At 67.4% G+C, this 13495-nt stretch carries 15 protein-coding genes and 1 other RNA gene; 12 read left to right on the top strand and 4 right to left on the bottom strand.

What is annotated here, in order from left to right:
* Window positions 1-32 precede the first annotated feature (32 nt).
* The 8 genes from ASE72_RS01355 (at window position 33) to ASE72_RS01325 (ending at window position 5510) form a co-directional block, all read left to right on the top strand.
* Window positions 33-1046: a cysteine desulfurase family protein gene (locus ASE72_RS01355; protein WP_082445848.1), complete on the top strand. Its 1014-nt coding sequence runs from the start codon at window positions 33-35 to the stop codon at window positions 1044-1046.
* The gene (locus tag ASE72_RS01350; RefSeq protein ID WP_056018660.1) at window positions 1043-2143 is read left to right on the top strand and encodes a cysteine desulfurase family protein; all 1101 of its coding nucleotides are present in this window, start codon (window positions 1043-1045) and stop codon (window positions 2141-2143) included. The genes ASE72_RS01355 and ASE72_RS01350 overlap by 4 nt, the downstream gene beginning before the upstream one ends.
* Window positions 2140-2442 carry a 2Fe-2S iron-sulfur cluster-binding protein gene (locus ASE72_RS01345; RefSeq protein ID WP_056018657.1) on the top strand — a complete coding sequence of 101 codons (303 nt, stop codon included), beginning with the start codon at window positions 2140-2142 and terminating at the stop codon, window positions 2440-2442. Before ASE72_RS01350 ends, ASE72_RS01345 begins: the two co-directional genes overlap by 4 nt.
* Before the next feature lie 139 nt (window positions 2443-2581).
* Window positions 2582-2905 (top strand): hypothetical protein, encoded by a 324-nt coding sequence (locus ASE72_RS01340; protein WP_056015707.1) that lies wholly within the window; start codon window positions 2582-2584, stop codon window positions 2903-2905.
* 79 nt (window positions 2906-2984) lie between these two features.
* Window positions 2985-3221, top strand: coding sequence for a hypothetical protein (locus ASE72_RS01335; protein WP_056015704.1), 237 nt, complete (start codon window positions 2985-2987; stop codon window positions 3219-3221).
* Between the two features lie 66 nt (window positions 3222-3287).
* Window positions 3288-3383: signal recognition particle sRNA small type (gene ffs / locus ASE72_RS19505), an RNA gene on the top strand.
* A gap of 112 nt (window positions 3384-3495) precedes the next feature.
* Window positions 3496-5190 (top strand): DNA polymerase III subunit gamma/tau, encoded by a 1695-nt coding sequence (locus ASE72_RS01330; protein ID WP_056015701.1) that lies wholly within the window; start codon window positions 3496-3498, stop codon window positions 5188-5190.
* Entirely contained in the window at window positions 5187-5510 is a 324-nt protein-coding gene (locus ASE72_RS01325; RefSeq protein ID WP_055878059.1) for a YbaB/EbfC family nucleoid-associated protein, read from the top strand. The genes ASE72_RS01330 and ASE72_RS01325 overlap by 4 nt, the downstream gene beginning before the upstream one ends.
* Before the next feature lie 40 nt (window positions 5511-5550).
* Here ASE72_RS01325 and mtgA read toward each other — a convergent pair whose 3' ends face one another.
* Genes mtgA through ASE72_RS01305 form a run of 4 tightly spaced genes read right to left on the bottom strand, consistent with a single transcriptional unit; the run spans window position 5551 to window position 9406 of the window.
* Entirely contained in the window at window positions 5551-6222 is a 672-nt protein-coding gene (gene mtgA, locus ASE72_RS01320; RefSeq protein ID WP_056015698.1) for a monofunctional biosynthetic peptidoglycan transglycosylase, read from the bottom strand.
* Between the two features lie 9 nt (window positions 6223-6231).
* Entirely contained in the window at window positions 6232-7503 is a 1272-nt protein-coding gene (locus ASE72_RS01315; protein ID WP_056015695.1) for a flavin monoamine oxidase family protein, read from the bottom strand.
* Between the two features lies 1 nt (window position 7504).
* Window positions 7505-8407 carry an RNA polymerase sigma factor RpoH gene (rpoH, locus tag ASE72_RS01310; RefSeq protein WP_056015692.1) on the bottom strand — a complete coding sequence of 301 codons (903 nt, stop codon included), beginning with the start codon at window positions 8405-8407 and terminating at the stop codon, window positions 7505-7507.
* Window positions 8408-8458: 51 nt separating this feature from the next.
* The gene (locus tag ASE72_RS01305; protein ID WP_056015689.1) at window positions 8459-9406 is read right to left on the bottom strand and encodes an RluA family pseudouridine synthase; all 948 of its coding nucleotides are present in this window, start codon (window positions 9404-9406) and stop codon (window positions 8459-8461) included.
* 17 nt (window positions 9407-9423) lie between these two features.
* Between ASE72_RS01305 and ASE72_RS01300 the strand changes: the two genes are divergently transcribed.
* The 4 genes from ASE72_RS01300 to ASE72_RS01285 all read left to right on the top strand — a co-directional run bounded on the left by ASE72_RS01300 (window position 9424) and on the right by ASE72_RS01285 (window position 13428).
* Window positions 9424-9816: a M67 family metallopeptidase gene (locus ASE72_RS01300; RefSeq protein WP_056018654.1), complete on the top strand. Its 393-nt coding sequence runs from the start codon at window positions 9424-9426 to the stop codon at window positions 9814-9816.
* Between the two features lie 89 nt (window positions 9817-9905).
* Window positions 9906-10550: a histidine phosphotransferase family protein gene (locus ASE72_RS01295; RefSeq protein ID WP_056015686.1), complete on the top strand. Its 645-nt coding sequence runs from the start codon at window positions 9906-9908 to the stop codon at window positions 10548-10550.
* Window positions 10551-10648: 98 nt separating this feature from the next.
* A complete protein-coding gene (locus ASE72_RS01290; RefSeq protein ID WP_082445718.1) occupies window positions 10649-12997 on the top strand; it encodes a chemotaxis protein CheA in 2349 nt (782 codons plus the stop codon).
* The gene (locus ASE72_RS01285; RefSeq protein WP_056018651.1) at window positions 12997-13428 is read left to right on the top strand and encodes a chemotaxis protein CheW; all 432 of its coding nucleotides are present in this window, start codon (window positions 12997-12999) and stop codon (window positions 13426-13428) included. Before ASE72_RS01290 ends, ASE72_RS01285 begins: the two co-directional genes overlap by 1 nt.
* The last annotated feature ends 67 nt before the right edge of the window (window positions 13429-13495 follow it).

The raw sequence follows: 13495 nt of genomic DNA, 5'->3' as shown, positions 1-13495 counted from the left end.
AGGCCACACGCCTCTTTTCGCAATTGGAACCGATCCTGTCCCGCATCTACCTCGATCACGCCGCGACCACGCCGATGCGCGCCGAGGCGACCGCGGCAGTGATCGAGGGGATGACGCGCTGGGCAAATCCGTCGTCGCCGCACGCCGAGGGGCGCGCGGCACGCGCAGCGCTCGAGGATGCGCGCAGGCGAATCGCGGCTGCACTGCACTGGCCGCACCACGTGATCCTGACGAGCGGTGCGAGTGAATCCGCAGCGATCGCGCTGCGCGGGCGAACCGGCATCGGGCTGGCGGCGATCGAGCATGATGCGGTCCTGCGCGCAGCCGAGCAGCCGGTCATGCTCGGGGTCGATATGGGGGGGCGCGTCGTCGCACAGGATTCGTCCCCGGCCGCGATCGCGCTCCAGTCCGCCAACAGCGAGACGGGTGTCGTGCAGCCCCATGTCGCGGGGTTCCGGATCGCCGACTGTTCGCAGACCGCGGGCAAGCTGCCGCTGCCCGATGCCGATATCGTCATCGTATCCGCGCACAAGCTGGGCGGACCACCGGGGATCGGCGCTTTGCTGGTGCGCGATCTGGGAGTGATCGAACCGACGGGCGGTCAGGAGCGCGGGTATCGCGGCGGGACCGAGAACCTGCCCGGCGCGCTGGGCTTTGCCGCCGCGCTCGAGGCACCGCGCGACTGGGTCGCAGGGATGGAGCAGCTTCGCGCCGATCTCGATGCCGCGATCATCGCCGCGGGCGGCGAGGTCGTCGCGCAGGGCTCGCCGCGGATCGCGACGATCGCCGCCTACCGGATGCCGGGTGTCAGTTCGGCGGCGCAGTTGATCCGGCTCGACATGGCGGGGTTTGCGGTCTCGGCGGGCAGCGCGTGTTCGTCGGGGAGCATGCGGCCAAGCCATGTCCTTGCGGCGATGGGCTATCCACCAGACGTCGCCGCCGAGATCGTCCGCGTCAGCTTTGGCTGGACCACCACGCCGGACGACGTCGCGCGCTTCGCCAGGGCGTGGGCGGCAATCGCCCGCGACGTGGTGCGCGCCGCATGACCTATCTCGACTACCAGGCGACCACGCCGCTCGCGCCCGAAGCACTCGCTGCGATGTTGCCCTGGCTCGAATCGCAGCATGCCAATCCGCATTCGGCGCACCGCGAGGGCCGCCGTGCGCGCGCGGCCGTCGAGACCGCTCGCGACCAGGTCGCGGCGTTGCTGCCGTCGGGTGGCCGGGTCGCGTTCACCAGCGGCGCGACCGAGGCGCTCAACTGGGCGATCAAGGGCAGCACGGGGGCGATCGTCACGCTGTCGACCGAACACGCCGCCGTGCTCGACACCGTCGCTGCGGTGGGCACCGGGCCGGGAGCGCGCGACGTGAGCGTGCTTCCGGTCGGTGCCGACGGCCGGATCAACCCCGACGTCGCACGCAGGGCCATCCGTCCCGGGCTGGTCGCCGCGATGCTGGTCAACAACGAGATCGGCGTGATCCAGCCGATCGCCGCGCTTGCCGACGCCGCGCACGATGCCGGCGCGTTGCTGCTGTGCGATGCGGTGCAGGGCTATGGTCGGGTCGCGATCCCCGACGAGGTCGATCTCGTCGCAATCTCCGCGCACAAGATCCATGGGCCCAAGGGCATTGGCGCGCTCTGGATCCGCGACGGCGTCGATATCGCGCCGCTGTTGCATGGCGGCGGCCAGGAAGCGCCGGGGCGTTCGGGGACGCTATCGCCCGCATTGTGCGCGGGGTTCGGCATGGCGGCGCGGCTGATGGTCGATCGTCGCGACGCCGATGCCGCGCATGTCGAGCGGCTCTGGACGCTTGCGGTCGAGAGGCTCGGGCCGGGATGGGTGATCAATGGGGCGACGGGCGGCGGTGCGGTCGCGAACCGCTATCACGGGAACCTCAACGTCCGGCGCGACGGGCTCGACGTGAACCGGCTGATGTCCGACCTGCGCGACATCGCATTCTCGGCAGGATCGGCCTGCGCCAGCGGTTCGGGGCGGTCGAGCCATGTCCTGCGTGCGATCGGTCTGAGCGAGACGCAAGCGCGATCGAGCATCAGGCTGGGCTTCGGGCGCTATACCGGCGAGGCGGAACTGCGCGAAGCGGTTGATGCGATTGCCGCCGCAGCCCGGACGCAATGGGCATGAACGTCCGCTTCGTCGCGCGCGACGGGACCATCCGTACCGTCGCCGCCGTCCCGGGCGACCGCCTGCTCGATGCGGCGCAGGCCGATGGCCAGCCGCTCGAGGGGACGTGCGAGGGCCAGCTCGCCTGCGCCACCTGTCACGTGATCGTCGATCCCGACGATTTTGCCCGACTGCCCCCGGCGAGCGAAGACGAGGAGGACATGCTCGACCTCGCACCCGGCGCGACGCGGACCAGCCGGCTCGCCTGCCAGATCCGGCTCGACGAGGCGCTCGACGGGCTGACCGTGCAGATCCCCTGACGGCACTGGCCAAGGTTGAACCGCGAACCTTACAAATCCGCAACACGCGGTTCAGGGAGTGTCCAGCGCGGCGAGATGATTATGCCTCCATCGCCCCAATGTACGGGGCCTTACCTTCGGGCATGAGAGGAGTATCATCATGAAAATATTAGCCCTTTTCGCTGCCGGCACGCTGGCGGCCGGAACGCTCGTCACCCCGGCGCCTGCAGACGCGCAGCGTCACGGATGGGACGGGCCGCGCGGTGGTCATGGTCATGGCGGTCGCGGCTGGCATGGGCCGCGTCATCGCTATGACGGGTATCGCGGCGGCTATCGCGGCTATCGCGGCGGCTATCAGGGGCCGCGCGGCGGGTATCGCCGTCATTATGGCTATGGCGGTCCGCGCGGTTACGGGCGGTCGCGCGTCGTCTGTCGGATCCAGCGCGGCTATTACGGGCCGGTGCGTCGCTGCTTCCGTCGCTGATACGGAACCGTAACGAACGGCGGCGAGTTGTGCGCATAGGTCAGGATCGCTCACGTTTCCGGCCGATCAGGAGACTCTCATGAAGTTGCTTACACTCGCCGCCGCCGGTCTTGTCGCGTTCACCGGGTTCGCGCCTGCTGCCATGATGGCGCAGGCCTCGGCGCAACGGACGGTCGTTCATGAGCGTACCGTCGTTCGTCACAACGATAGCCGTCCGGGCGTTCGTCATCGCACGCGGACCCGTCAGGTCTGCCGCAATGTCGTGCGCAATCATCACCGCCAGCGCGTCTGCCGCACGGTCCGCGTCAGCCGCTGAACGACCCGGCAGCCCGGTGATCACAGCAAACGCTTGATCATCCCGCCCGACCCCGCCATATGCGCCGCGGGAGTCGGGCGGACGGGGTCGTCGCCAACTTGGTCAGGTCCGGAAGGAAGCAGCCACAACGATTTCGCTCCGGGTCGTTCCGGCTCCCACCGCGAATGCCGAACGGCTCCCCTGAGCCTGGCAAACCGCCTTCCCGACCGCGGGGGAACAGTAAGGGTTCGCTAGCCCTTCGACAGCGCGACCCAAACCTCCTATATCGAGCGCAATGTCAGATTCCTTCGACCTGGGCGAACCCCCGCAGCCGGCCGCCAAGGCGGATGTCGCCTACCGCGTGCTCGCGCGCAAATACCGTCCTCAGACCTTTTCCGAATTGATCGGGCAGGATGCGATGGTGCAGACGCTCGGCAACGCGATCAAGCGCGACCGGCTGGCGCATGCGTTCCTGATGACCGGCGTGCGCGGGGTCGGCAAGACGTCGACCGCGCGGCTGATCGCCAAGGCGCTCAACTGCATCGGTCCCGACGGGCAGGGTGGTCCGACGATCGATCCGTGCGGCGTGTGCGAGCCCTGCCGCGCGATCGCCGAGGGCCGCCATATCGACGTGATCGAGATGGATGCCGCCAGCCACACGGGCGTCGACGACGTGCGCGAGATCATCGACGCGTCGCGCTATTCGGCGGTCACCGCGCGGTTCAAGATCTACATCATCGACGAAGTCCACATGCTGTCGAAGAACGCGTTCAACGCGCTTCTGAAGACGCTGGAGGAACCGCCGGCGCATGTGAAATTCCTGTTCGCGACGACCGAGGTCAACAAGGTGCCCGTGACGGTGCTGTCGCGCTGCCAGCGGTTCGACCTCAGGCGGATCTCGGCGGAACAGCTTGCGAAGCATTTCGACTGGGTATCGCGCGAGGAAGGCGTCGTCGCCGAGCCCGAGGCGCTGATGCTGATCGCGCGCGCGGCGGAGGGGTCGGCGCGCGACGGTCTTTCGATCCTCGACCAGGCGATCGCGCATGGCAGTCTCGACGGCGCGGGCGTGACTGCGGATGCGGTACGGCAGATGCTCGGCCTGTCGGATCGCGGCGCGGTGCGCGACCTGCTGACGCTGGTTCTTGCGGGGGATGGCGCGGCGGCGCTCGCCTCGATGCGGCGGCAATATGACTATGGCGTCGATCCGCTGTCGGTGTTGCGCTCGCTGCTCGAGACCGTCCACGGTATCACGCTGACCAAGGTCGGGACGCCGATCGACGCGGCGCAGCCCGCCGAGGAACGCGCCGCGCGCGAGGACTGGGCGGCGAGCCTGTCCTATCCCGCGCTGCACCGCCTATGGCAGCTGTTCCTGAAGGGGCATGACGAGGTCGCCAAGGCGGCGCTGCCGATCGAGGCGGCGGAGATGGCGCTTCTGCGTGCGATCTATGCCTCGACGCTGCCCGATCCCGGCGAGCTCGCGCGGCAGATCGCGAATGGCGGGCCCGTCGCGACCGCAGCGCCGGCTGCACCGCCACCGGCGCCTGCGGCGGCGGGCGAAGCGCCGCCGTGGAATGCCGCTGCGGTGACACCTGCTCCCGAGCCCGTCGCAACCGGCCCGATCCTGCCGCCGACGTTCGAGGCACTGGTCGACCTGCTCGACGAATCGGGTGGCCTGGCGATCGCGGCGCGATTGCGGCACGGCGCGCGTATCGTCGGCTATGCACCCCCCGAGATCACGCTCAGCGGCAGCCGACCGATATCGGCGGACACGCTTGCCGAGCTCAACACGCTGTTGAAGACGGTGACGCGGACCGCGTGGAAGGTGTCGATCGTTGATGCGCCCGGCGCGCCGACGCTGCGTGAAGCGCAGGACGCAGCGGACGACGCGGTGCGCCAAGCCATTCTCGAATCCCCCATCATGAAGGCCGCGGTGGCAGCGTTTCCGGACGCCAAGCTCGAATCGTGGCCGGGTCAAAGGAGTAACGCATGAAGAATATCGACGAAATCCTCGCCATGGCGCAGAACGTCCAGAGCGAGCTGGAAAAGGCGCAGGCCAATCTCGACACCATCGAGGTCGAAGGCGCATCGGGCGGCGGCTTGGTCAAGGTCAAGGCGTCGGCCAAGGGCCGGATCATCGGCATCGCGATCGACGATTCGCTGATTCAGGTAAGCGAGAAGCAGATGCTCGAAGATCTGCTGACCGCGGCGTTCAACGACGCGCGTGCCAAGGCCGACGCGGTTTCCGGGACCGAGATGTCGAAGATGACCAGCGGTCTGCAGCTGCCGCCAGGTTTCAAGCTGCCGTTCTGATCGCCTAGCCGGTCATCACGATTAAGCCCGGCGGCTGTCTCTAACGGAGGCAGCCGTCGAGGCCTTCGCTGCGGACGGTCGAAACGCGGCGTGACAGCGTGTTGCCGTGTTTGCGGACGAACCCGCGGGGGGCGATTGCCGCGCGCTTCTTGGGAAGCGGGAGGACCGCGGCGATCCGGCCCGCCTCGGTCGGCGACAGCCGCGACGCGTCGTGATTGAAATAGCGGATTGCGCCGGCATTCGCGCCATAGGTGCCGATCCCGGTCTCGGCGATGTTCAGATACACCTCCATGATCCGCCGCTTCGGCCACATCGCCTCGATCAGCACGGTGAAATAGGCCTCGAACGCCTTGCGAACATAGCCACCGCCCTGGAACAGGAATGCGTTCTTCGCGGTCTGCTGGCTGATCGTCGAGCCACCGCGGATCCGGCCACCTCGCGCGTTGCGCGCGGCGGCGCCGGCGATCGCCTTGAAATCGAAGCCGTTGTGCGAACAGAAGCGCGAGTCCTCGCCCGCAATCGCTGCCCGCGCCATGTCGGAATCCATTTCCGACAGCGGCATCCAGTCCTTCGTGACGGTATGCCCCGAAAGGACATCACCCATCATCGTGAAGGTGAAGGGCGGGGGGACGAAGCGATAGAGGCCGACCCAGGCGACCGTCACGACGACGAAGACGAACGCGAATTTGGCGAGGATGCGAAGAAAGCCCATCGGCGCGTCTTATGCGATCGTCGGGTCGTCGCCAATGATCGCGCGTGCCGCCGCGACGCCGGTTTCATACGCACCGTGCGCGGTCGAGAAATCGTGGGGATGGCAGGCTTCACCCGCGAAGAAGATCCGGCCGTTGACCGGTCTGGCGAGTACCGCGCGCTGGCCTGCGCGGCCGATCCGCGCGTGACTGTAGCTGCCGCCGATCCAGCGTTCGTGGCGCCAGCGGGTCGTGGCGAGGGGGTGAACGCGACGCCGAAAATCGCTGCCGAGCAGGCCGACGAGTTCGTCGATCGCGAACGCCGCGGCGTCGCCGTCTTCGAGCATCTCGGCACAATCGCCGCCGAGGAAGCTTTCGACGATCGGCCAGCCGAACGGCGAAAGACGGTGGCTCGCGGTACAGGCCGCATAGGCATTGCCGACGAGATGCGCGTTCGCCGGCCATTCGGGGTGATCGACATGGAGGAATACCTTGTCCGCGAGGCCGAGCGGCAGGTCGGCGGCGGCGGCGTGCTTGTCGGGTAGCGGCGGGTCGAACACGATCCGCGACGTGGCGAGGACGGTGGTCGGAACGCAGACGATGACCCGGTCCGCTTCGATTCGCCCGGTTGGCGTATCGAGCCTGAGGCAGCGACCGTTGTGATCGATGCGCGTTACCGGCGTGTCGAGGTGGGTCGGGAGATCAGCGCCGTGGCTGACGACGAGCGTGCCGTAGCCCTGCTTCACGGTCCAGTTGTCGTCGGACGCGGCATTTTCATACGCTGCCCAATCGTGCAGCGAGACCTTGGCCAGGTTGGCGCCGTTGGAGTATCCCGAAATCGCGTCGATCTTCGCGCGCCATGGGTCATCAGCGCTGATGAAATCCGACAGCGGCCGGTCGGGGCCGTCAAGGGCGGCAAGCGCGCGTTCGTTCCAGGCGAGGTAAGCCTTGGCGGAAGCACGCTGATCCTCAGGCGGGAAGCCCAGATCGCGCCACTGGCTGCGCCAGTTCGCGTCGGAACGGTCGACGGTGAACCCCGAGGCTTCTGCGATGCGCGTCCACGGATTGCGCTGCGCCGAGTGGAGCCAGCCACAGCCCGCATCGACGGTGTAGCTTGCGCTCCCGGGGTGCGCCTCTGGCGCCGTGCTCCGGCCTGACACCCGGGGATCCAGCGAAAGGCTGCGAGCGCGACCTCCGAGCCGGTCGCTCGCCTCCAGCAGCAGGACTTCGTGTCCCGCATCGTGGAGCGTCCGTGCGGCAGCAATGCCAGCCGCACCGCCGCCAACGACGACGGTGCGTATCACGTCACGCCGCCAGCAGGCGCTTTTCACCGGCGATACGCATCATCGCCTTTTGCAGCTTTTCAAAGGCACGGACTTCGATCTGGCGGACACGCTCGCGCGATACGCCGTACACCTGCGACAATTCCTCGAGCGTCTTCGGATCGTCGGTGAGGCGGCGTTCGGTCAGGATATGCTGCTCACGGTCGTTGAGATCGTCCATTGCGGAGACCAGCATCGAGTGACGGACATCGGCTTCCTGCGCGTCGGCGACGATCTTGTCCTGCAGCGGTGCATCGTCCTGCAGCCAATCCTGCCACTGGCCGTCGCCGTCCTCGCGCATCGGCACGTTGAGCGAGGTGTCGCCGCCCATCGCCATGCGGCGGTTCATGCTCACGACGTCGGTTTCAGCGACGCCCAGATCGGTCGCGATCTTGGTGACGTGTTCGGGACGCAGATCACCGTCCTCGAATGCATCGAGGCGGCTCTTCATCCGGCGCAGATTGAAGAACAGCTTCTTCTGAGCGGCGGTGGTGCCCATCTTCACGAGCGACCAGCTGCGCAGGATATATTCCTGGATCGACGCGCGGATCCACCACATCGCATAGGTCGCGAGGCGGAAGCCGCGCTCTGGCTCGAACTTCTTCACGCCCTGCATCAGCCCGATATTGCCCTCGGAGATCAGCTCGGACGTTGGCAGGCCATAGCCGCGATACCCCATCGCGATCTTCGCAACGAGACGCAGATGCGAGGTAACGAGCTGCGCTGCAGCATCGGTATCACCATGCTCCTGGAAGCGTTTGGCGAGCATATATTCCTGCTCTGGCTGCAGGATCGGAAATTTCTTGATCTCGGCGAGATAGCGATTGAGCCCCGCTTCGCTGCCGAGCGCGGGAATGGTCGCTGGAACGTTGGAGCGGGCTGCCATTTTCGTCTTCCCTTTCTACGAGCCTATACCGCACTGCGGCAGGCCCACTATCTATACGTGAAGCTGACTGAACAGTTCCTGCATGTCTGCAGGCATCCTGCTTTCAAACGCCAAAGCGGTATTATTCACCGGATGGATGAACCCGAGATAGGCCGCGTGCAAGGCCTGGCGCCGGAAACCGAGCGTTTCGATCACTGTCTTGTGAGTGGACTTTACCTTAGCGTAAACAGGGTCGCCGAGCAAGGCGTGGCCGATCGACGCCATATGGACGCGGACCTGATGCGTGCGTCCGGTCTCCAGCCGGCATTCGACGAGCGCGGCATCGCGCAGCGGCTGCAGCGTCGTGAAGTGAGTCACCGCGCGCTTGCCGCCCTGGACGATCGCGATCTTCTTGCGGTTCTGCGGGCTGCGCGCGAGCGGTGCGTCGATCGTCCCCGCGGCAGGACGCGGGGTCCCGCCGACGATCGCACGATAGCGTCGATCGATGCTGTGGTCGTGGAACTGTCGTGCCAGGCCCTCATGCGCGCGATCGGTCTTCGCCGCGACCATCAGTCCCGAGGTATCCTTGTCGATGCGGTGGACGATGCCCGGCCGCGCAACGCCGCCGATCCCCGACAGATTGCCCGCACAGTGATGCAGCAGCGCGTTGACGAGCGTACCGTCGAAATTGCCCGCCGCGGGGTGGACGACCAGTCCCGCCTGCTTGTCGATCACGATGAGATCGTCGTCCTCATAGGCGATGACCAGCGGGATCGCCTGCGCCTCGTTGTGGAGCGGCGTGGGGGCGGGGACGGCGATCGCGAAGAGCTGACCGGCGGCGGTCTTTTTCGATGTCTCGCGCCATGGCTGCCCGTCATGCGATACCGCACCCGCTGCGATCAGCGTCTTGAGCCGCTCGCGCGACAGCGTCGGGACCGCATCGGCGAGCGCGCGGTCAAGCCGCCAGCCATGAGCCGTGTCCGCGATGCGCGCTTCAATCGTGGAAACCCCCCGGTCCATGCGGTAGCGATGTGGCGATGAGCGTAACGATTTCAAGCAGCATGCTGCAGCAATTGCTTCGTCATGCCGGCGCGTCACCCGATGCGGAGGTCTGTGGACTGCTGTTCGGCACGCGCGACAGGATAGACGCGGTCGAGGCATGCGAGAACGTCGCCGCAGATCCGGCGCGCACGTTCGAGATCGCCCCGAAGGCGCTGATCGCGGCGCACCGGCGGTCACGTGCGGGCGGTCCGGCAGTCGTGGGTCACTATCATTCGCACCCCTCGGGCTTGGCGGTCCCCTCCGCCCGCGATGCCGCGCAGGCGATGGGGGACGCCGCCGTCTGGGTCATTATAGGCGGTGGATCGTCGCGTGCGTGGCGGTCGGACGAGCCGGGGTGCTTCGTCGAGGTCGATATCGTCATGAACTGACCCGGACATGCGCGGGATCGACCGGGTTATCGGCCTTGCCAGCTTCGGCCATGCGCGCCAGAACAGCGTGATATCACGAGAGGATTTCGATGACTGTCAGCCCGGTCGACTTTGCCAGCCTGCTGTGTTCGCGACTGTGCCACGACCTGTTGTCGCCGATCGGGGCGTTGAACAACGGGCTCGAGTTGCTGGCGGACGAAACCGATCCCACGATGCGTGCGCGGTGCATGGAATTGCTCGCGGACAGCGCGCGGGTATCGGCAAGCAAGCTGAAATTCTTCCGTCTGGCCTTCGGAGCCGCGGGCGGATTTGGCGAAGAGGTCGCCACGCGCGAGGCGCGTGCGGCGATCGAGGGGCTGATCGGCGAGAACAAGCGGATCGAGCTCGACTGGGTCGTCGAGGTGCCGACGATGCCGAAGGCGGCGATCAAGGTCCTGCTCAACCTCGTGCTGATCGCAAGCGAGTCGCTGGTGCGCGGTGGCCGCATGGAGATTGGCGGCGAGGACAATGCCGGGCATCTCGAGATCGTGGTCAAGGTCGAGGGCGCACGGCTCGTGCTCGACCCGGAGATCCGCCGCACGCTGATCGAAGGGCAGGGGAGCGACGAGGTCACGCCGCGCGCCGCCGCCGCCTATATGGTGCATGCGCTCGTTACCGAATCGGGGGGCAGCATGCAGGTGTTCGAGCCCGACGAAGGCGTCATGATCTTCGGCGCGGTGTTCAACGCCCGCTAGGTGAGGGGCGCGCGGTCCGGCGCCGGAGCGGCACGATCCTAACGGCGCCTTAACCCCTGTACGGCATGACGGTCCCGACAACGCGTTTCGGGGCCCTCATGGACGATCTGCTACAAGACTTCATTGCAGAGACGCGCGAGACGCTCGAGGCGCTTTCGGGCGAGATCGTGGCGTGGGAAGCCGCGCCCGACGACCGCGCGAGGCTCGATGCGATCTTCCGGTTCGTGCACACCGTCAAGGGAAGCTGCGGCTTTCTCGACCTGCCGCGGCTGGGACGGCTCAGCCATGCGGCGGAGGACGTGCTCATGGCGGTCCGCGAGGGCAAGCGCGTTCCCGATACTGCGCTGGTCGACGCGGTGCTGGCGATCGTCGATCGGATCGGCGACCTCGTCGAGGCGATCGACGGCGGGATGGCGCTCGACGATTCGAGCGAGGACCTGCTGATTGCCGCACTGGCGCCCGACGCCGCCCCCGCGACGCATTCCGCGCATGTCGCCGTCCGCACTGCGAGCCGCAGCGTGCGGCTCAACGTCGATCTGCTCGACCGGATGATGAGCGGCATGTCGGACATGGTGCTCGCGCGCAACGAACTGGCACGCCGCCTGCGCGATACCGAGGGGGACCCGCATGTCGAGGCGGCACTCGAGCGGCTGTCGCTGACGGTCGCGGACATGCGCGACACGGTGACGCGGACGCGCATGCAGAAGATCGAGGCACTCTTCTCGGCGTTGCCACGCATGGTCCGCGACACGGCGGCCGAGCTCGGCAAGACGGTCAGCCTGACGATCGAGGGATCGGACGTCGAACTCGACCGCGAGATGATCGAGCTGATCCGCGATCCGCTCGCGCACATCATCCGCAACTCGGTCGATCACGGGATCGAAACGCCGGCGGATCGGCTGGCGGCGGGCAAGCCGGCCAGCGGGCGGCTGCTGGTGTCTGCACGGCAGGCGGGGAACCAGATCCTCGTCGAGATCGAAGACGACGGGCGCGGTATCGACGTCGAGCGCATCGTCGCAAAGGCGCGCGAACACAGGTTGCGGACCGATGCCCAGATCGCCGCGATGGACGATGCGGCAAGGCTCGACCTGATCTTCGAAGCCGGATTGTCGAGCCGCGACGCGGTCACCGCGATATCGGGTCGCGGGGTCGGCATGGACGTGGTGCGCGCGAACATCGAGCAGACCGGCGGCCGGATCGCGCTGACCAACCAGCCGGGCAAGGGGCTGCGGATCGTCATCCACGTTCCCCTGACGCTGTCGATCCTGTCGACGATCATCGTCGGCGTCGGCACGCAGCGGTTCGCGCTCGCGCGGCAGTCGATCGAGGAGATCGTCAAGGTACGCGGCGACCAGGTGCGGATCGATGCGATCGGCGATGCGGTCGCCGTATCGGTGCGTGGCCGTCGGATGCCGCTGGTCTCGCTCGGCGCGCTGTTCGGGCTCGGCATCGGCGACCCGTCAACGCTGGTGATCGTGTCGACGCGCGAAGGCGATTATGCGCTGGGCGTCGACGACGTGCTCGACACCGAGGAACTCGTCGTCAAGCCGGCGTCGCCGCAGGTGATGGCGACGGGCGTCTATGCGGGGCAGACGCTGCCCGACAGTGGGCTGCCGATGCTGCTGCTCGACGGGGCGGGGATCGCCGCGGCGGCCGGATTGCGGTTCGCGCCCATCACGATCGCCGATACGGTCGATGCGGAGGATGTCGCGCCAGGGATTGCGGCATTGCTGTTCGAGGATCTCGACGGCCATCGCCGGGTCCTTGCGCTTGCCGTCATCGACCGGGTCGAGCCGGTTCCGACCGCATCGATCTGCTGGAGCGCGGGTGCGATGCGGCTGGCGGTCGGCGAGGCGATCATTCCGCTGCATATGGTCGGCGATCTGGCTGACCGGACCGAGGTCGCGGTCTTGCGGCTGACCGATGGCGACAGCGAGATGGCCTATGCGATTGCCGAGGCGATCGAGATCGTGACGCTGCCGGCCCACATCGCGCCGGCGCGCGGGACCGGGCCGATCGCGGGTGTCGTGATGATCGCGGGCGAACAGGTCGAGGTCGTCGACCCCTATGCGCTGTTCGCGAGCGAGCCCGTGCGACCCGCGTCGCGGCCGGTATGCCTGCTGCACAGCGACGGCAGCGGATGGATGGAAACCTTCCTCACGCCCGCGCTCGAGGCGTCGGGGTATCGCTGCGTGACCAGGCTCGGCGTCGACGAGACGGCGGCAATCGTGCTGGCGATGGACGATGCATCGATCGAGCCGCGCGTCGCGCCGGTCGTCACGCTGCGGCGCAATCGTACTGGCGCGGGTGCCGACGACGGCAGCATCTATCGCTATGACCGGCCCGCGCTGATCGAGGAGATCGCGCGGCGGATGATGGCGGACCCGGTGGTGCCGCCGGTCCGCATGGCATGGCCAACCACGACCGCGATCGGGGGACGGGGCTGATGGAACTGTTTCTGATCGCGCATATCGCGGGGCGCGGCGTCGCGATTCCTGCCGACCAGGTCGCATTGGTCGTCGATATCGGTGATGTCGTCGCGGTCCCGCTCGCCGAACCGTCGGTGCGCGGGCTCGCCGCCTTGCGCAGCCGGGTGGTGACGGTGATCGACACCGGCACGGCACTGGGTCTCGCGCCGACGCCCGACGCGGCACGACGCGCGGTCATCACGCAGGTCGATGGCCATCATTACGCGATCCTGGTCGATTCGCTCGAGGACGTCGCGCCGTTCGAACGCCTGCCATTGTCGTCCGGGCTCGCGCTCAACCATGGCTGGGCAAGTGCCGCGACCGGGCTCGTCGAACGGGATGGCGAGCCGTTGCTGGTGCTCGACCTCGCGACGATCCTGCCGGTGTCCGCGCTGCAATCCGCCGCCTGACGCCCGGGCGCCTTAACCCCGTCCTTACGCTTTGCCGGCTAAGACTGGCGTCACGATCACCCCTGGA

Source organism: Sphingomonas sp. Leaf20 (assembly GCF_001421535.1).
GTDB lineage: Bacteria > Pseudomonadota > Alphaproteobacteria > Sphingomonadales > Sphingomonadaceae > Sphingomonas.
The sequence above is the reverse complement of the archived record's forward strand: the minus strand, read 5'-3'. Positions and strand labels throughout refer to the sequence as shown.

What these genes read in the sequence shown, in the direction of transcription:
- ASE72_RS01350 (WP_056018660.1), top strand. Translation starts at nt 1,043, where the DNA reads ATGACCTATCTCGACTACCAGGCGACCACGCCGCTCGCGCCCGAAGCA.
- ASE72_RS01345 (WP_056018657.1), top strand. Translation starts at nt 2,140, where the DNA reads ATGAACGTCCGCTTCGTCGCGCGCGACGGGACCATCCGTACCGTCGCC.
- ASE72_RS01340 (WP_056015707.1), top strand. Translation starts at nt 2,582, where the DNA reads ATGAAAATATTAGCCCTTTTCGCTGCCGGCACGCTGGCGGCCGGAACG.
- ASE72_RS01335 (WP_056015704.1), top strand. Translation starts at nt 2,985, where the DNA reads ATGAAGTTGCTTACACTCGCCGCCGCCGGTCTTGTCGCGTTCACCGGG.
- ASE72_RS01330 (WP_056015701.1), top strand. Translation starts at nt 3,496, where the DNA reads ATGTCAGATTCCTTCGACCTGGGCGAACCCCCGCAGCCGGCCGCCAAG.
- ASE72_RS01325 (WP_055878059.1), top strand. Translation starts at nt 5,187, where the DNA reads ATGAAGAATATCGACGAAATCCTCGCCATGGCGCAGAACGTCCAGAGC.
- mtgA (WP_056015698.1), bottom strand. Translation starts at nt 6,222, where the DNA reads ATGGGCTTTCTTCGCATCCTCGCCAAATTCGCGTTCGTCTTCGTCGTC.
- rpoH (WP_056015692.1), bottom strand. Translation starts at nt 8,407, where the DNA reads ATGGCAGCCCGCTCCAACGTTCCAGCGACCATTCCCGCGCTCGGCAGC.
- ASE72_RS01305 (WP_056015689.1), bottom strand. Translation starts at nt 9,406, where the DNA reads ATGGACCGGGGGGTTTCCACGATTGAAGCGCGCATCGCGGACACGGCT.
- ASE72_RS01300 (WP_056018654.1), top strand. Translation starts at nt 9,424, where the DNA reads ATGAGCGTAACGATTTCAAGCAGCATGCTGCAGCAATTGCTTCGTCAT.
- ASE72_RS01295 (WP_056015686.1), top strand. Translation starts at nt 9,906, where the DNA reads ATGACTGTCAGCCCGGTCGACTTTGCCAGCCTGCTGTGTTCGCGACTG.
- ASE72_RS01290 (WP_082445718.1), top strand. Translation starts at nt 10,649, where the DNA reads ATGGACGATCTGCTACAAGACTTCATTGCAGAGACGCGCGAGACGCTC.
- ASE72_RS01285 (WP_056018651.1), top strand. Translation starts at nt 12,997, where the DNA reads ATGGAACTGTTTCTGATCGCGCATATCGCGGGGCGCGGCGTCGCGATT.